The sequence below is a fragment of the Jannaschia pohangensis genome (assembly GCF_900113875.1).
In the GTDB taxonomy this organism is placed as follows: Bacteria; Pseudomonadota; Alphaproteobacteria; order Rhodobacterales; family Rhodobacteraceae; genus Jannaschia; species Jannaschia pohangensis.
The window spans coordinates 274,878-291,099 of sequence record NZ_FORA01000002.1; the positions used below are offsets into that span (position 1 = coordinate 274,878).

Genomic DNA, 16,222 nt, shown 5'->3' on the forward strand with positions numbered 1-16,222 from the left:
GGGTTCGCCCGGAGCGAAGGGGGCGGCATGGAACGGTTCGATTTCGTGGTGATCGGCGGCGGCATGATGGGCGCGCCCTGTGCCCGCCATCTGGCCGAGGCGGGGCATCGGGTCGCCTTGGTCGCGGCGCCGGAGCCGGCGGTCAAAGCCGAGTGGCAGGGCCCCTTCGGCAGTCATTTCGACGCCGCCCGCATCACCCGGCAGGTGGCAGCAGACCCCGATTGGGCGTTGCTGTCGCAGCGATCGATCGCGCGCTATGGCGATCTGGAGGCGCGGTCGGGCCAGACCATCTTCCGCGAGGTCGGGGCCCTGATGGCCGGGCCGACCGACGGGCCGCTGGCGGGTTTTACCGAAGGATTCCTTGCGGTCGCCCAATCGGTTGAGGGTGCCGAGATCCTGTCGGCGGGGGATATCTGGGAGGCGCTCGGCCTCGCCCTGCCCGATGAGAGCGAGGTCTGCCTCGAGCGCAGGGGCGGCGGCTGGATCGACCCGCGCGCCATGCGACACGCACAGGTCATGCTGGCCGCCCATGCAGGCGCGCGGATCGTGCCGCAGGCCGCGGTGGCGCGCAACGGCGATGTGGTGGCGCTGGCCGACGGGGAACGGATCGGGGGCGACGAGATCGTGGTCGCCACCGGCCCGCACGCCGGGTCGGACGGGCTGCTGCCGCTGGTGCCCTCGATGAAGGTCTGGGCGCGGACCATCGCGCTGGCCCGGATCAGCGAGACGATGGCCAGACGGCTTGCCGGGATGCCGAGCGTGATCTGGGTGCCCGAGGGGTGGGACCACGACCTCTATTTGCTGCCGCCGGTGCGGTATCCGGACGGGCATCTCTATCTCAAGATCGGCGGGCAGCTGGACAGCCCCCGCATACACAGCGCCGCCGACATGCGCGACTGGTTTCACGGGACGGGAGACGCGGCGGTCGGGGCGCGGTTGATGACGCAGATGCGGGAGTTGATGCCGGACCTGAAGGTGCAGGCGACCCATACCGAACCCTGCGCCGTGGTCTGGACGGACACGGGTTTTCCCTATGTGGCGCGGGTGGCCGAGGGGCTGACCGTTCTGACGGGCGGCAACGGCGCGGCGGCCAAATGCGGCGACGAGTTGGGCCGGTTGGGCGCGATGGTCGCCCGGGGGCAGGACATCAGCGGCGAGGGCTACGCCACCGATTTCCGCGCCGTCTGGGTGCCCTAGGTCAGTACCACTTCGCCTCGGGCGGCAGGGACATGAGCACCGCATTGGCGTCGTGCCCGGTTTCCAGCCCGAACTTGGTGCCCCGATCATAGACCAGGTTGTATTCCGCATAGAGACCCCGGTGGATCAGCTGCGCGTCCTTGTCGGCGTCGGTCCAGGGGTCGGCGCGGCGCTTTTCGACCAGTGGCACGAAGCCCGGCAGGAACTGACGGCCGACGTCCTGGGTGAAGGCGAAATCCGCCTCCCAATCGCCGGTGTTCAGATCGTCGTAGAAGATGCCGCCGACGCCCCGGGCGCGGCCCCGGTGCGGGATGAAGAAGTATTCGTCGGCCCAGGCCTTGAGCCGGTCATAGCGCCCCGCCTCGTGCGCATCGCAGGCGGCCTGCATGCAGGCGTGGAAATGAGCGGTATCCTCGGCGTATTCGAGACAGGGGTTCAGGTCGCTGCCGCCGCCGAACCACCACGCGTGGGGCGTCCAGAACATGCGGGTGTTCATGTGGACAGCCGGCACATGGGGGTTACGCATATGGGCGACCAGACTGATGCCCGAAGCCCAGAAGCGCGGGTCGTCCTCCATCCCCGGAACGCCGCGCGCGGCCATGGCCTTTTGCGCGCGGGGGGCAAGCGTGCCATGCACCTCGGACCAATTGACGCCGACCTTCTCGAAGACGCGACCGCCGCGCATGACCGACATGATGCCGCCGCCCGCGTCAGACCCGTCGTCGGCGGTGCGCGAAGTCGGCGATACGTCGAACCGTCCGGGGGCGAGGTCGGCAAAGGGGCCGGGCGCGCCCGCATCTTCCAGCGCCTCGAAGGCAGTGGTGATCTGATCGCGCAGGCTGCGAAACCAGGTGGCGGCGCGCATCTTGCGTCCTTCGGCTGAATCGTCGGTCATGGGTCTTTCTTTCCTGCAGTCGGTCAACTTGGCAAGACGTCACTTACGGACGCCCCATTTGTGCCACATTTGATGCCTTGTCTTGTAGGCAAAGCCGGCCGCAAGCACCAGATGTCGCGGAATTGTCGCCGAATCTGGGTATTTTCGGGGCAGGCCATCTGACGGTGGATTTGAGGCCGCCGATTGGCTAGGCTGATCCCAATCAACAAGGCAGGACCGGCGCAAGATCGGTTCGCCACAGGCAGAGCAGACGCGTGAACATGAACAGAATTCGGAAGGCCCTCGCGGGTCTGATCCCCCTTGTCTTGACCGCAGCTTTTCTGACGGTCGTCTTCGCCCAACCCGGTCGCGCCGCACCCTATGCGGAATTCGTGATGGATGCGCGAACCGGAGAGGTCCTGCGGTCCCGCAATGCGGACACCCGGCTGCATCCGGCCTCGCTCACCAAGATGATGACGCTCTATATCGCCTTCGAGGCGGTCGCCCGAGGCGAGATCACCCTGGATACAGAGATCCGCATTTCGCGCCTTGCCGCGAGCGAGCCGCCGTCCAAACTGGGCCTGCGCGCCGGTCAGCGGATCGCGCTGCGCTATCTGATCCGCGCCGCCGCCGTGAAATCCGCAAACGACGCCGCGACCGCCATCGGCGAGGCGATTTCCGGCTCGGAGGAGGCCTTTGCCCTGCGCATGACGCGGACGGCCCAGGCGCTTGGCATGAACAGCACGACCTTCCGCAATGCCCACGGCCTGACCCAGTCGGGCCACATGAGCACGGCGCGCGACATGAGCAATCTGGGTCGGCGGCTATTCTATGACTATCCCGAGTATTACAACCTGTTCTCGCGCCGGGCGACCGATGCGGGCGTGACCCAGGTCCGCAACACCAACCGCCGCCTTCTGGACTCCTATGAGGGCGCGGACGGGATCAAGACCGGCTATACCAGCGCCGCCGGCTTCAACCTCGTGTCGTCGGCCGAACGCAACGGCGTGCGGATCATCGCCACCGTCTTTGGCGGCCGGTCCACCGCGACCCGCAACGCCCGGATCGCGGAGCTGCTGGACCTCGGCTTTTCGATGGCCCCGTCGCGCACAACCGAGACACCGCCGCCGCCGCCCGTCTATGCCGCGGTTTCGCGCCCCGGGCTCACGGCGCCCATTCGGTCCATGCGCCCGGTCATGCGCGGCACGCCGTCGGCCAACGCCGTCTATGCTTCGGCTTCGGCCCCGGGAACGCCCGTCACGCGCGGCGACGACGCGGACGAGCGGATCATCGTGACCCGCAGCTCGCCCAGTGGCCAACCCTATGGCATCACGCTGGCCCGTCAGGGGTCGCGTGCCGAGGCCGACAAACTGCTGCTGCGCACCGCGCTTCAGGAACTCGACACGCTGGATCAGGCCTTGCGTCAGGTGAACCGCGTGCGCGGCGGGTTCCGCCCGGGCTTTGTCGGGCTGAGCCAGCGCGATGCCGAACGCGCCTGCCTGCGCCTGCGCGCCCGCGACGTGGAATGCGATGTAATCATCAGCGGATGATCGGCATGGCGGGCGGCCCGTGTGTCAGCCCGCCGCCGACCCCACGACTGTCATGTCGAAGGCCGCCGCCATCAGGGCGCGGGTGTAGGGATGCGCAGGCGCGTCGAAGACCTGGCTGACCTCGCCCGCCTCGACCACATCGCCGCGCTTCATCACCATCACCTTGTGGCTGAGCGCGCGGACGACCTTCAGGTCATGGCTGATGAACAGGTAGGCCAACCCGTATCGCCGTTGCAGGTCGCGCAGCAATTCCACGATCTGCACCTGAACCGTCTGGTCGAGTGCGGACGTCGGCTCGTCCAGGACGACCAGCTTGGGGCGCAGGATCATGGCGCGCGCGATGGCGATCCGCTGACGTTGTCCACCCGAGAATTCATGCGGGTAGCGGTCCATCGACGCGGGGTCGATGCCCGTCTCGGTCAGGATCTCGGCCACCTGTTCGCGGTGCGGACGGCTGTCGCCGGTGTCATGCAGGCGCAGCCCCTCGGCCACGATTTCGGCCACGGTCATGCGGGGGGACAGGCTGCCGTAGGGGTCCTGGAACACGATCTGCATGTCCTGACGCAGGGGGCGCAGGGCCTTGGATTTCAGACCGTCGATGCGGTTGCCCTGCAGTGTGATCGGCCCTTCCGACGAAATCAGGCGCATGATGGCCAGCGCGAGCGTCGTCTTGCCCGAGCCGCTTTCCCCGACGATGCCAACCGTTTCCCCCGCGCGCACCGACAGGGTCGCGTCGTTGACGGCCTTGATGTAGCCCGTGGTGCGCTTGAGCAGGCCCTTCTGGATCGGGAACCAGATCTTGAGGTTCTCGGTCGACGCGATTTCGGGCGCCCCGGCGGGCACCGGATCGGGGGCGCCGGTGGATTCGGCGGCCAGCAGTTTCTGGGTATAGGGGTGTTTGGGGCTGTCGAAGATTTCGGCGACGGGGCCGGTCTCGACGATCAACCCATGCTCCATCACGCAGACCCGGTCGGCAAAGCGCCGGACGATGCCGAGGTCGTGGGTGATGAACAGCATCGACAGGCCTTCGCGGCGTTGCAGGTCGGCCAGCAGTTCGAGGATCTGCGCCTGGATTGTCACGTCGAGCGCGGTCGTCGGTTCATCCGCGATCAGCAATTCGGGGCCGTTGGCGAGTGCCATGGCGATCATCACGCGCTGGCGTTGGCCACCTGACAATTGGTGCGGATAGGAGGCGAGGCGGCTTTCGGCATCGGCGATCCCGACCTTGTCGAGCAGGTCCAGAACCCGGTCGCGGGCGGCCTGTCCGGTCAGGCCCTGATGCAGGGTCAGGCTTTCGGTCAGCTGCTTGTCGATGGTGTGCAGCGGGTTGAGGGAGGTCATCGGCTCCTGAAAGATGAAGCTGACGTCGTTGCCGCGCACCCGGCGCAATTCCTTTTCCGATGCACCGACCATCTGCGCGCCGTCATAGGTGATCGACCCTTCGATGGTCGCGCTGTCGGGCAGAAGGGATACCGTCGAGAGTGCCGTGACCGATTTGCCCGACCCGGATTCGCCCACAAGCGCGACCGTCTCGCCCTTGTTGACGTCAAAGCTGATGCCCTTGACGGCGGGTATGACCTGACCGTCCTGACGGAAGGAGATCCGCAGATCCCTGACGGACAAAAGGGATGTGCTCATGCGAAGGTCTTCCGGGGGTCGAAGGCGTCGCGGACACCCTCGAAGATGAAGACCAGCAGGGACAGCATGATCGCGAAGGTGAAGAAGGACGTGAAGGCCAGCCAGGGGGCCTGAAGGTTCTGCTTGGCCTGCAACGTCATCTCTCCGAGCGACGGGGCCGAGGACGGCAAACCGAAGCCCAGGAAGTCGAGCGCCGCCAGCGTGCCGATGGTGCCCGTCACGATGAACGGCAGGAAGGTCAGCGTGGCGACCATGGCATTGGGCAGCACGTGGCGGAACATAATGACGCTGTTGGATACGCCAAGCGCGCGGGCCGCCCGGACGTATTCGAAGTTGCGCGCCCGCAGGAATTCGGCCCGCACCACCGAAATGAGGGAGGTCCAGCCAAAGAGGACCATCAGCCCCACCAGAACCCAGAAGCCGAGCGGGATGATCGCCGAGACGATGATGATGATATAGAGCGACGGGGTGGAGCCCCAGATCTCGATCAGGCGTTGCAGCAGCAGGTCCGTCCAGCCGCCGAAGAAGCCCTGCACCGCGCCCGCGGCGATGCCGATGATGCTGGTCGCGACCGTCACGATCAGGGCGAAAGCCACCGACAGGCGGAAGCCATAGATCACGCGGGCCAGAACGTCGCGCGCGGTGTCGTCGGTGCCCAGAAGGTGATCGCCGTCAGGGGCTGAGGGGGCGGCACCCTCGATGTCGTTGACGGTGTTGTAGCTGTAGGGGATGAGCGGCCAGACGGTCCACCCTTCGACCACCGGTTCGCCCGCGAACAGGCCCGTCGCCTCGATCTCGACGATGACGCCTTCGGGGTCGTCGAAGCAATCTTCCAGCCCGCCGGAGCGGATCAGGCATTGCACTTCGGCATCGCGGTACACGGCCTCGGACTGAAAATCGCCGCCGAAGGCCGTCTCTGGGTAGAAACGGAAGATCGGCATGTGCAGCTCGCCCCGGTAGCTGACCAGGATCGGGCGGTCGTTCGCCACGAATTCCGCAAACAGCGAAATGCCGAACAAGACGGCGAAGACCCACAGCGACCAATAGGCCCGGCCATTCTTTCGGAAATTCCGCAGGCGGCGACGGTTGAGGGGCGACAGCTTCATGTTTCGCGGCTCTCGAAATCGATGCGAGGATCGACCCAGATATAGGTCAGGTCGGTGATCAGCCCGACGAGAAGGCCCAGAAGGGAGAACGCGAAGAGCGTGCCGAACATCACCGGATAGTCGCGCGTCACCGCCGCCTCGAACCCCAGACGGCCCAGACCGTCGAGCGAGAAGATCGTCTCGATGATGACCGATCCGCCGAAGAACACGCTGACGAACAGCGCCGGAAAGCCCGAGATCACGATCAGCATGGCATTGCGGAACACGTGGCCATAGAACACCTGCCGGTCGGGCAGACCCTTGGCCCGCGCGGTTACCACGTATTGCTTGCGGATTTCATCCAGGAACGAGTTTTTCGTGAGCAGGGTGAGACCGGCAAAAGCCGAGATGGTCGAAGCCAGAACCGGCAGGGCGATGTGCCACAGATAGTCGAGCGCCTGCTCGATTGGCCCGAGGCTGTCGAATTCGGGCGAGGTGAGGCCGCGCAGAGGGAATATCTTGAAATAGGACCCGCCCGCAAACAGCACGAGCAGCATGATCGCAAAGAGAAACCCCGGGATCGCATAGGCCACGATCACCACGCCGGACGTCCAGGTGTCGAAGGTCGACCCGTCGCGCACCGCCTTGCGGATGCCGAGGGGGATGGAGATCAGATAGGCCAGCAGGGTCGACCAGAGGCCGAGCGTGATCGATACGGGCATTTTTTCCAGCACCAGATCGACCACGGAAATCGAGCGGAAATAGCTCTCTCCGAAGTCGAAGCGCATATAGTCCCACATCATGTTCAGGAACCGTTCGAGCGGCGGCTTGTCAAAGCCGAACTGGCGCTCCAGCTCCTTGATGAACTCTTCGGGCAGACCCCGCGCGCCGGCATAGCTCGACTCGCTCGCGACCTGTCCCACGGTTTCGTTTGCGGCGCCCGAGAACCCCGAAAAGGCATCGCCGCCGCCCTCCAGCTCGGCCAGGATCTGCTGGACGGGGCCGCCCGGCACGAACTGTATCAGCGCGAAGTTGATGATCATGATCCCCAGAAGGGTGGGGATGATCAGCAGAAGTCTGCGGACGATATAGGCCAGCATTCAGCGGCGACCCCGGATGCAGATCCGTTTGCGCATCAAAGGACCCCCGCGGCCCGTAGACGCGCCGCCCCTTCGGCGTTGTGCCACCAGAAGTCGAGCACGCCGAGGCCGAGGGCGGGCAATTCTTCGGGGTGACCGTATTCGTCCCAATAGGCGACCCAATGCTCCTTGTTGCCCCACTGCGGGATCCAGAAGCCATAGGCCCGCAGCACGCGGTCGAGGGCCCGGGTGCGGAAGCGCAGGTCGTCGAGGTTGTCCGCCGCGATCACCTCGGTGATGATCCGGTCGATGGCCGGATCGGCCAGCGCCATCAGGTTGCGGCTGCTGTCCACGGCGGTCGAGCTGTCGAACCACTGACGCAGGCCGAGTCCCGGCTCGAAATCCTGGCCCGGGGCGTGGTTGGTCAGGTCCCAATCGCCGTTGCGGCGGCGTTCGATGTATTGGGCGCGGTCATTGCGCTCCAGCCGCGCATCGATGCCGAGCGAACGCAGGTTCTCGATATAGGGATTGATGATCCGGTCCAGCGTCGGGTTGAACTGGATGATCACCAGTTCCATCGTCTCGCCCGCCGCGTTGCGCAGCATTCCGTCGGTGCCGGGAGTCCATCCCGCTTCTTCCAGAAGGCCGAGGGCCGTGCGACGCGTGCGCCGGTCGGGGGTATTGCCGGACGCATCGTTGACGGGCGGCAACACGGCCTCGTCGGTCAGGATCGAGGCGTCTAGCAGGCCTTCGTCGACAAGCGGTTGCAGCACGGCCAATTCCTCGGGGCCGGGTACGCCTTCGGCGGCCAGGTCGGACCCGCCCCAGAAGGACACGGGCCGCTCGTAGAGGCCGTAGAACAGCGTCTCGTTCGACCATTCGAAGTTGAACATCATGCGGACGGCGTCGCGAACGCGCGGGTCCTGCCACTTTTCCTCGCGCAGGTTGAATACGAACCCTTGCGCCGTGGTGATGTTGCCGTCGGGCGGCGTCTCGCGGACGACATAGCCCTGGGCGACGGCGGGGAAGTCATAGGACGTCGCCCATTCCTTGGAGGAGCTTTCCTGACGGAACGTGTATTCGCCCGCCTTGAAGCCTTCCATGGCCGCGGCACTGTCCGAAAAATATTCCACCCGGACCCGGTCGAAGTTGAACCGGCCCTGGTTGATCGGCAGGTCCGCGCCCCACCAGTCGGGGTTTTTCTCGTAGACGACCGAGCGCCCGATATCGACGCTGCCCAGGACATAGGGCCCGGTGCCCATGAAGGGCGTATCGGTGCTTTCATCGAGACGCGCGCCTGTCTCTTCGAACCAGGCCTTGGAAAACGGGTTCCAGAGACCGACAAGGCCCATCCGGTCGCGCACCGGGGCGCTCTCCTCGAACTCAAAGCGGATCTGGTGCGGGCCCGTCACCTCGATGGAGGTGAAGAACCCGTCGATGATGGTCCGGAACTCGGCGATGCCCTGCTCCAGGAACAGGTCGATGGTGAACTTCACATCCTCGGCCGTCATCGGCGTGCCGTCAGAGAAGGTCACATCCTCGCGCAGGTTGACGATCACCCAGTCCAGGCCTTCGCCGTATTCGATGGTCGTGCACAGGTTGCAATAGAGGCCATAGGGATCGTCGAGCGCCGCGATCATCAGGTTTTCATAGAGGATGTCATCACCCGAGCGGTCGGGGTTCCCCTTACGGGTGTAGGCGTTGAAGCTGTCAAAGGTCCCGATTGCGGAAAAGCTGATTTCGCCGCCCTTGGGCGCATCCAGGTTCACATAGGAAAATGGCTCGCCCGGTCCGTATTTCAGTTCGCCGAAATTGCTGTAGCCATGGCTGACGGTTCCCCCGCCGTCTTGTGCTACTGCGGCGGTCGAAGCGGCCGCGAGGGCCGAGATGAGCGCGATCCGACGAAACATGACGTAGCCTCCCTAAAGGTCTTTGACGCAGGTAACGAGCCACGGGCCGGACATTCAAGGCCTGTCGCCACACTTGCTGGTGATCTAGGGCCCGGAGTCGTCTGGAAAAGTGCGGGTTCTCGCCGCCCCGACAGCAGAAAGCCCGCCGATCGGGCGGGCTTTCGTGTCTGTGGTCGTCGGGGTCAGCCGCCGATGGTGGCCAGATAGGCGATCAGGTTCGCCCGATCCTCGACATCGGCCATGCCGCGATAGGCCATCTTGGTGCCTGGCGCATATTCCTTGGGGTTCTCGAGGAAGGCGCTCAGGTTCTCGGGCGTCCAGGCTCCGGTCGTGGCCAGCAACCCGTCGGAATAGGAATAGCCCACGGCCTGATGCTTTTCGCGACCGACGACACCATAGAGATATGGGCCGGTACCGTTCGCGCCGTCTTCCAGCTTGTGGCAGGAGGCACACTGGCGCCAGAGGCTCTCGCCCTCTTCGGCGGAGGCGTTCACATAGACTTCCTCGAACGGCACCTCGGGCTCGGCGTCGACCACTTCGACCGCACCACCCGCTTCGGGCACTTCGATGGCATAGCCCTGTGCGTGATCCTCACCATGGGAAGCGCTTCCGACGTGATAGAGGCCTTCGCCCGCCCAACCGCCAAGCAGGAACACCAGTAGCGCGCCGCACACAGCGCCGCCGGCCTTGGTGATCGTCATCGTGTCCATATCGGGTCCCCTTCGTCATTCGGGTCTTGTCATCTGTCGCGGTCATGTATGTGGTTTCATGGGTCGCGCGCAAGGGATAGAGCCTGCGACCGAACGCACCATCGATGCTCAGGGGACAACAAAATGCCGACAATTGCATTCCAGGGGGAGCTTGGCGCCTATTCCCACCAGGCCTGCCACGAGGCACGCCCCGATCACGACCCCCTGCCCTGCCCCACATTCGAAGATGCAATCGATGCCGTGCGCGGTGGCCGTGCGAACCTCGCCATGCTGCCCGTCGAGAATTCGACCTATGGGCGGGTGGCCGACATCCATTCCCTGCTGCCGCATTCCGGTCTTCATATCATCGAGGAAGCCTTCGTGCGGGTGCATATCAACCTGCTGGCGGTGCCGGGCACCGACCTTGGGCAGGTGAAGATCGCGCAGTCGCACACCGTCCTTCTGGGTCAATGCCGCGCCTTCCTGGGCCAGCATGGCATCCGGCCCCGCGTCGGCGCCGACACCGCCGGCTCCGCCCAACAGGTGGCGGCGGCGGGCGACCCAAGCGTCGCCGCCCTGGCCAGCGAGATGGCGGCCAAAATCTATGGCCTCGAAGTGCTGGCCCGCCATATCGAGGATCACGACCGTAACACCACGCGGTTCCTCATCATGTCGCCCGAACCTCTGCGCCCCGCTCCGGGCACCGGGCCGGTCAAGACGACCTTCGTTTTCCGCGTGCGCAACATTCCGGCGGCGCTCTACAAGGCCATGGGTGGTTTCGCGACGAACGGCGTGAACATGACGAAACTCGAAAGCTACATGGTCGACGGGCAATTCACCGCGACCCAGTTCTATGCCGATATCGAAGGGCATCCCGAAGACCCGCCCGTCGCCCGCGCGCTCGAAGAGCTGGCCTATTTCACCTCGTCGCTCGACATCCTGGGGGTTTACCCCGCCGATCCCGATCACTTCGACGGCGGCGCGGCCTAGCCCGCCGCCTTCTCGACCCGCGCGGCGAAATTGGCGACCCGGGCCTTGTAGCGCTTGGCCATGGCCTGCCGCGCCAGCTTGGCCGATTGCAGCATCAGCCGCGCCGTCAGGGTCTTGGCCTTGGCCTCGGTCGTGACGGTCAGTCTGGTGCGCGCGGGGGCCAGCGACTCCAGCACGACGTCGATGGTCACATCCATGCCGTCCGTCGCCGCCGCAGCCATCAAGCGATTGGGGGCGTCCAGCGCCTCTGCGGTCACCGTCACTTCGCGCGTCTTGCCCATGACTTCGGCCCGGCCCGTCCACTTCGACCCCTGCGCCGCGGGCCCCGGTGGGGTGCGGACAAGGCCGGTCACCCGGTCGCGGGCCCGTGCCTCGAAGCCCTCCAGGTCGGACACGCGCGCCCAGACCACGTCGATGGGCGCAGCGATATCTTCGGTGGCGACAAATTTCATGTGTCCGGACCCTCGTTAACTTGTCCTTACGTACCGCAGGTGCGCCCGGCGTCAATCCAGCCGGTCGGCCAGCCAGTTCTCCAACAGGAAATGGGCAATGGCCCCCTTGCGCGCGGGCAGAAGGCGCGGGTGATCGCCCGCCATCACTTCCATCATCTCTTCGCGGCTGACCCAGATGGCCTCGGCGATCTCTTCCGGGTCGATCTGGATGTCGGTGGTCACCGCCTCGCCATGGGCACCCAGCATCAGGCTGGCGGGGAAGGGCCAGGGTTGGCTCGACAGATAGCGAACGGGGCCGACCCGCACGCCCGTCTCTTCCCAGACTTCGCGGCGCACCGCAGCCTCAATCGTCTCGCCCGGCTCCATGAAGCCGGCCAGACAGCTGAAGAACCCCTCGGGCCAGGCGGGCGAGCGGCCCAGAAGGACGCTGTTGCCATGGGTGATCAGCATGATGACGACCGGGTCGGTGCGCGGGAAATGCATCCGCCCGCAATCGGCACAGCCGCGCATCCACCCGGCCTTGCCCGCCTCGGTCGGCGCCCCGCAATTGGCGCAGAAGCCGTGCGTCCGGTGCCATTCCAGAACGCCCTTGGCGGTCGCCGCGATCTCCGCATCGAGCGGGGTGAGCCGCGTCATCAATCCGCGCAATTCCGCAAAGGCGGTGCCCTCGGGCAGGTCGGGATGGGTCTGCTCGCTCGGGTCGAGAAAGGCGCCCAGTCCCTCTTCGGTCCCCGACACTTCCAGCGCCGAGACGTCGCGCGCCAGGATGACCCCGTCGCCCTGCCGCCCGATCAGGACCGGAATGCCCATTCCCGCAAAGAGGGCGGAGTCGACATAGGCCAGCCCGTCGCGCGCCGCATTGACCAGCGGTTTGCCCCGCCAGAGCGGCAGCGTCACCGACGACAGCGCGGCAAGCTGGTCGGGATGGCGGCGCAGGTCTTCGGCACGGTCCAGCCCGCCACCACCGAATGTCACCGTCTCAGCAATCTTCATCCAAGGTCCCTTTCCGGCGCATTACCCGGGCCGCAATCGCTTGCTAACGTATTGAGCGGGCAGTGTCCCGTGACAATGATCGCCTAAAAATTCATCGCACCGCCCATCTTTTGAACAGGGCAGCACGATCTGTTGCTTCGACATGTCCGGGCAGGCGTCCGCCTCTGGCTCTCGACAGGGAATCAAACACGATGCGGAGTTACGAAACCGGGGAGTTCAAAATGTTTCACAAACTGGGTGGCCTTGCGGCCGCCATGCTGATCGCCGCGCCGGCATGGGCGCAGACCGAGATGCCCTTCGCCCTCGACTGGAAGTTCGAGGGGCCCGCCGCCGCCTATTTCGCCGCCATCGACAACGGTCATTTCGAGGCCGAGGGCCTGTCGGTCGAAGTCACCGCCGGCCAAGGTTCGCTCGACGCCATTCCGAAGGTCGCGACGGGCGCTTTTCCGGTGGGATTCGCCGACATCAATTCGCTGATGCGGTTCCTCGACCAGAACCCGGGCGCGCCTGTAACTGCCGTCATGATGATCTATGACAAGCCGCCCTTCGCCATCGTTGGCCGCAAGTCGCAGGGCATCAACGGCGTGGCGGACCTCGAAGGATCGATCCTGGGCGCGCCGCCCCCCGACGGGGCCTGGGCGCAGTTCCCGATCTTCGCTGCCGCCAACGGCATCGACATCTCCAAGATCACGGTCGAGCCGGTCGGCTTTCCCACGCGCGAGCCGATGCTGGCCGAGGGTCAGGTCGACTCCGTCACGGGTTTCAGCTTCTCGTCCTACCTGAATCTCGTCCGCCTGGGCGTGCCCGAGGAGGACCTCACCACCCTCCTGATGGCGGATTACGGCGTTGAGCTTTACGGCAATGCGATCATCGTGAACACCGACTTCGCGACCGAGAACCCCGAGGCGGTGACTGGCTTCCTGCGCGCCGTGGCCAAGGGTTGGAAGGACGTGATCGCCGACCCCGCCGCCGGAGCCGCTGCCGTCATTGCGCGCAATCCGGCTGGTGATCTGGAGCTGGAGCAGCGCCGCCTGCAACTCTCCATCGACGCCAATGTCATGACCGACTTCGCCGTCGAGAATGGCATCGGCGGCATCGACGCGGACCGGATGGCCCGCGCGATCGAGCAGACGAAGCTGGTCTACGACTTCCAGACAGAGCCGGATGCGGCGCTTTATTTCACCGACGCCTATCTGCCCGATGCGGCGGACCGGATGCTGAAGTGATGCGCGCGGGGCGCGGCCTTCGGGCCGCCCCCCATTTTCCGAAAGACACGCATGTCCCTGCCCATCTCGCTTGAACACGTCACCCATGCCTATCGCACGGCCTCCGGTCCGCTTCCGGTTCTCGACGATCTGAGCATCGACATGCCCGAGGGGTCGTTCACCGCCGTCGTCGGCCCGTCGGGTTGCGGCAAGTCCACGCTGACGCGGCTGGTGGCGGGGTTGATGAAACCCGATCAGGGCATCGTCCGTCTGGGCGGCCAGCCCGTCACCGGCCCCCGCAGCACCGTGGGCATGGCGTTCCAAAACCCTGTCCTGCTGGAATGGCGGACGATCCTGCAGAACGTGATGCTGCCCCTCGAAATCGTCGCCTCGGGCATGTCCAAGACGCAGCAGCAGGACCGCGCCCGCGACCTTCTGGCCGTCGTCGGGCTGGAAGGGTTCGAGGACAAGAAGCCGTCCGAGCTGTCGGGCGGGATGCGCCAGCGCGCGTCCCTCTGCCGGTCCATTGTCCACCGCCCCGAGGTGTTGATCCTCGACGAACCCTTCGGCGCCCTCGATGCCTTCACCCGCGAAGACCTGTGGCAGACCATGCATGACCTGCGCCGCGAGGAAAGCTTCACCTGCGTTCTCATCACCCACGATCTGCGGGAATCGGTCTTCCTGTCGGACCGCACCGTGGTGTTCAGCGCCCGTCCCGCCCGCGCCCAGAAGGTGGTCGAAATCGACCTGGGCGACCAACGCGGCCTCGACGACCTCTATGCGCCGCGCGCCGTGGAGTTGCTGGCCGAGCTGCGCCGCGAAATCCAGATCGCCCAGGGGAGGGACGTCGCATGAGATCCTTGCGCCAGGTCGGCGTCCCGCTGGCCGCCATGATCGCCTTCCTTTTGGCCTGGGAACTGCTGGTCTGGGCCAACGGCTGGCCCAACTTCGTCATGGCCTCCCCGTCCGACCTGCCCCCGGCCTTCGCCCGCTATTGGGAGCTGTTCCTGACCGGAAGCTGGCAGACGCTCTGGCGCACGATGGTGGGCCTGGCCCTTGCCGTGGTCTTCGGCATCCTCCTGGGGATGATCATGGGCTTCTCGCGCCTGGCGCGCGAGGCGCTCTATCCCCTGCTCGTGGGGTTCAACGCCGTGCCGAAGGCAACCGTGGTGCCGATCATCGCGCTTCTCTTTATCGGGCAGCACGATCTGAACACGGTGCTGATGGCCTTCATGATCTCGTTCTTCCCGATCGCCGTCTCGATCTCCATCGGCCTATCGACGCTGGAGCCGGAATATCGCGACATCCTGCGCAGCCTCGGGGCATCGAACACGACGATCTTCTGGAAGATCGCCCTGCCCAAGACGCTGCCCGAATTCTTCGGCGCGCTGAAGGTGTCGGTCACGCTGGCCTTCATCGGCACCAACCTGATGGAGATCATCTCGCCCCATGGCCGCGGCCTTGGCGCGCTCTTCGATTCGGGGCGCACGAATGCCGACTATCCGCTGATGTTCGCGGTGCTCATCGCGCTCGCCCTGCTCGGGATCGCGCTGTTCTACGTCGTGGTCTTTCTGGAACGCATCTTTGCGGGATGGGCCGAACGATCGCCCGGGTGATGCCAAATTCAGGCCCCCTTCGCCGAGGATAAGGGGGCCAGCAGACCCCGGAGCCCGCCATGAACGCCGTCAGACTTGCCTCGATCGTCCTGTTTCTCGGGCTTCTGGTGTATTTCGTCCCGCCGATCCTTGCCGCGCGCGGGATCAACGTGCCCGACCCGTTCCGCATGGGTCCCGACCTTGACGGGTTGCCACAGGTGGCGCGGCTGGCCGAACCGGAACGTCCGACGGCCCGGCGATTCACCCAAAGCGCGACCACAGACCTCACGTCCTTTACCGTCGACACCGACTACAGGCCCGACCCGACCCAAGGCGAGCGTTACCGCACCGAAAACGGTACCGCCTGGTGGGGGGCCGCACCCTCGGGCCCCGGCCCCCACCCGGTTGTCTTCCTGATGCACGGGGCCGGACGCGACGGGCACAGCATGATCGACATGTGGTACGAGACGGCGATGGAGCATGGCATCGTCCTTGTCGCGCCCGACTTCGACTCCGTGCCGGGCTGGAACACCAGCTTCCCCGACCCCCGTTCCGCAAGTGATGTGCTGGACCATGCGGCGACGATGCACGACATCGATCCCGACCGGATCTATCTGTTCGGCCATTCGCGCGGCGCCATCGGGGCGCAGGTCTGGGCGAACCGTTTCGAAGGCCCGTGGCGCGCCGTTGCCGTTCACGCGGGCACCCTGACCGCCCGAAACGTCGGCCCGGTCGAGAATGGCCTGCCGATCCGGCACTACCTGGGGTCGAGCGACCGCATCTTCCCCTTCGGCGAAGCCATCGAGGGCGGTGCGGCCATGGCCGCCGCCGGCCACCCATTCGAGTTGGTCCGCCTCGAGGGGCACAATCACTGGTTCTATGAGCGGGGCGAGGATATCGCGGCCCACGCCTGGCAATGGCTGGCCCGTCAGGGCGGATGACCTTGCATCCCGTCCCGTCCCGTC

Annotated in this window: 15 protein-coding genes; 7 read left to right on the forward strand and 8 right to left on the reverse strand. The window is 65.6% G+C overall.

Going from position 1 to position 16,222, the window contains the following annotated elements:
* Positions 1 to 27 precede the first annotated feature (27 nt).
* Positions 28 to 1,197, forward strand: coding sequence for an NAD(P)/FAD-dependent oxidoreductase (locus BM002_RS08295; RefSeq protein WP_092779409.1), 1,170 nt, complete (start codon positions 28 to 30; stop codon positions 1,195 to 1,197).
* Between the two features lies 1 nt (position 1,198).
* Here BM002_RS08295 and hemF read toward each other — a convergent pair whose 3' ends face one another.
* Positions 1,199 to 2,092 carry an oxygen-dependent coproporphyrinogen oxidase gene (gene hemF, locus BM002_RS08300; RefSeq protein ID WP_092779411.1) on the reverse strand — a complete coding sequence of 298 codons (894 nt, stop codon included), beginning with the start codon at positions 2,090 to 2,092 and terminating at the stop codon, positions 1,199 to 1,201.
* Positions 2,093 to 2,352: 260 nt separating this feature from the next.
* Between hemF and BM002_RS08305 the strand changes: the two genes are divergently transcribed.
* Entirely contained in the window at positions 2,353 to 3,621 is a 1,269-nt protein-coding gene (locus tag BM002_RS08305) for a D-alanyl-D-alanine carboxypeptidase family protein (protein ID WP_092779413.1), read from the forward strand.
* 24 nt (positions 3,622 to 3,645) lie between these two features.
* Here BM002_RS08305 and BM002_RS08310 read toward each other — a convergent pair whose 3' ends face one another.
* From BM002_RS08310 to BM002_RS08330, 5 genes are all read right to left on the reverse strand, one after another.
* Entirely contained in the window at positions 3,646 to 5,259 is a 1,614-nt protein-coding gene (locus tag BM002_RS08310; protein ID WP_092779415.1) for an ABC transporter ATP-binding protein, read from the reverse strand.
* Positions 5,256 to 6,365, reverse strand: a complete 1,110-nt coding sequence (locus BM002_RS08315; RefSeq protein WP_092779417.1) for an ABC transporter permease — start codon at positions 6,363 to 6,365, stop codon at positions 5,256 to 5,258. The genes BM002_RS08310 and BM002_RS08315 overlap by 4 nt, the downstream gene beginning before the upstream one ends.
* The gene (locus tag BM002_RS08320; protein WP_092779419.1) at positions 6,362 to 7,444 is read right to left on the reverse strand and encodes a microcin C ABC transporter permease YejB; all 1,083 of its coding nucleotides are present in this window, start codon (positions 7,442 to 7,444) and stop codon (positions 6,362 to 6,364) included. Before BM002_RS08320 ends, BM002_RS08315 begins: the two co-directional genes overlap by 4 nt.
* A 35-nt stretch (positions 7,445 to 7,479) precedes the next feature.
* Positions 7,480 to 9,333 (reverse strand): extracellular solute-binding protein, encoded by a 1,854-nt coding sequence (locus BM002_RS08325; protein ID WP_092779421.1) that lies wholly within the window; start codon positions 9,331 to 9,333, stop codon positions 7,480 to 7,482.
* A 182-nt stretch (positions 9,334 to 9,515) separates the two neighbouring features.
* Positions 9,516 to 10,043 carry a c-type cytochrome gene (locus BM002_RS08330; RefSeq protein WP_092779423.1) on the reverse strand — a complete coding sequence of 176 codons (528 nt, stop codon included), beginning with the start codon at positions 10,041 to 10,043 and terminating at the stop codon, positions 9,516 to 9,518.
* 123 nt (positions 10,044 to 10,166) lie between these two features.
* Between BM002_RS08330 and BM002_RS08335 the strand changes: the two genes are divergently transcribed.
* Positions 10,167 to 11,012 carry a prephenate dehydratase gene (locus BM002_RS08335; RefSeq protein ID WP_092779425.1) on the forward strand — a complete coding sequence of 282 codons (846 nt, stop codon included), beginning with the start codon at positions 10,167 to 10,169 and terminating at the stop codon, positions 11,010 to 11,012.
* Here the strand turns inward: BM002_RS08335 and BM002_RS08340 are convergent.
* Both BM002_RS08340 and nudC read right to left on the reverse strand, forming a co-directional pair.
* A complete protein-coding gene (locus BM002_RS08340; RefSeq protein ID WP_092779427.1) occupies positions 11,009 to 11,464 on the reverse strand; it encodes an SRPBCC family protein in 456 nt (151 codons plus the stop codon). The genes BM002_RS08335 and BM002_RS08340 overlap by 4 nt on opposite strands.
* Positions 11,465 to 11,515: 51 nt before the next feature.
* On the reverse strand, positions 11,516 to 12,457 hold the full coding sequence (gene nudC / locus BM002_RS08345; RefSeq protein ID WP_092779429.1) for an NAD(+) diphosphatase: 942 nt from the start codon (positions 12,455 to 12,457) through the stop codon (positions 11,516 to 11,518).
* Positions 12,458 to 12,678: 221 nt separating this feature from the next.
* Between nudC and BM002_RS08350 the strand changes: the two genes are divergently transcribed.
* From BM002_RS08350 to BM002_RS08365, 4 genes are read left to right on the forward strand one after another with little or no spacing between them, the layout of a single operon-like run.
* The gene (locus tag BM002_RS08350; protein ID WP_092779431.1) at positions 12,679 to 13,683 is read left to right on the forward strand and encodes an ABC transporter substrate-binding protein; all 1,005 of its coding nucleotides are present in this window, start codon (positions 12,679 to 12,681) and stop codon (positions 13,681 to 13,683) included.
* Between the two features lie 51 nt (positions 13,684 to 13,734).
* Entirely contained in the window at positions 13,735 to 14,517 is a 783-nt protein-coding gene (locus tag BM002_RS08355) for an ABC transporter ATP-binding protein (RefSeq protein ID WP_092779433.1), read from the forward strand.
* Entirely contained in the window at positions 14,514 to 15,278 is a 765-nt protein-coding gene (locus tag BM002_RS08360; RefSeq protein WP_092779435.1) for an ABC transporter permease, read from the forward strand. Before BM002_RS08355 ends, BM002_RS08360 begins: the two co-directional genes overlap by 4 nt.
* A gap of 59 nt (positions 15,279 to 15,337) precedes the next feature.
* Positions 15,338 to 16,198: an alpha/beta hydrolase family protein gene (locus tag BM002_RS08365; protein ID WP_092779437.1), complete on the forward strand. Its 861-nt coding sequence runs from the start codon at positions 15,338 to 15,340 to the stop codon at positions 16,196 to 16,198.
* Positions 16,199 to 16,222: the final 24 nt, after the last annotated feature.

What these genes read in the sequence shown, in the direction of transcription:
- BM002_RS08295 (WP_092779409.1), top strand. Translation starts at nt 28, where the DNA reads ATGGAACGGTTCGATTTCGTGGTGATCGGCGGCGGCATGATGGGCGCG.
- hemF (WP_092779411.1), bottom strand. Translation starts at nt 2,092, where the DNA reads ATGACCGACGATTCAGCCGAAGGACGCAAGATGCGCGCCGCCACCTGG.
- BM002_RS08305 (WP_092779413.1), top strand. Translation starts at nt 2,353, where the DNA reads ATGAACAGAATTCGGAAGGCCCTCGCGGGTCTGATCCCCCTTGTCTTG.
- BM002_RS08310 (WP_092779415.1), bottom strand. Translation starts at nt 5,259, where the DNA reads ATGAGCACATCCCTTTTGTCCGTCAGGGATCTGCGGATCTCCTTCCGT.
- BM002_RS08315 (WP_092779417.1), bottom strand. Translation starts at nt 6,365, where the DNA reads ATGAAGCTGTCGCCCCTCAACCGTCGCCGCCTGCGGAATTTCCGAAAG.
- BM002_RS08320 (WP_092779419.1), bottom strand. Translation starts at nt 7,444, where the DNA reads ATGCTGGCCTATATCGTCCGCAGACTTCTGCTGATCATCCCCACCCTT.
- BM002_RS08325 (WP_092779421.1), bottom strand. Translation starts at nt 9,333, where the DNA reads ATGTTTCGTCGGATCGCGCTCATCTCGGCCCTCGCGGCCGCTTCGACC.
- BM002_RS08330 (WP_092779423.1), bottom strand. Translation starts at nt 10,043, where the DNA reads ATGGACACGATGACGATCACCAAGGCCGGCGGCGCTGTGTGCGGCGCG.
- BM002_RS08335 (WP_092779425.1), top strand. Translation starts at nt 10,167, where the DNA reads ATGCCGACAATTGCATTCCAGGGGGAGCTTGGCGCCTATTCCCACCAG.
- BM002_RS08340 (WP_092779427.1), bottom strand. Translation starts at nt 11,464, where the DNA reads ATGAAATTTGTCGCCACCGAAGATATCGCTGCGCCCATCGACGTGGTC.
- nudC (WP_092779429.1), bottom strand. Translation starts at nt 12,457, where the DNA reads ATGAAGATTGCTGAGACGGTGACATTCGGTGGTGGCGGGCTGGACCGT.
- BM002_RS08350 (WP_092779431.1), top strand. Translation starts at nt 12,679, where the DNA reads ATGTTTCACAAACTGGGTGGCCTTGCGGCCGCCATGCTGATCGCCGCG.
- BM002_RS08355 (WP_092779433.1), top strand. Translation starts at nt 13,735, where the DNA reads ATGTCCCTGCCCATCTCGCTTGAACACGTCACCCATGCCTATCGCACG.
- BM002_RS08360 (WP_092779435.1), top strand. Translation starts at nt 14,514, where the DNA reads ATGAGATCCTTGCGCCAGGTCGGCGTCCCGCTGGCCGCCATGATCGCC.
- BM002_RS08365 (WP_092779437.1), top strand. Translation starts at nt 15,338, where the DNA reads ATGAACGCCGTCAGACTTGCCTCGATCGTCCTGTTTCTCGGGCTTCTG.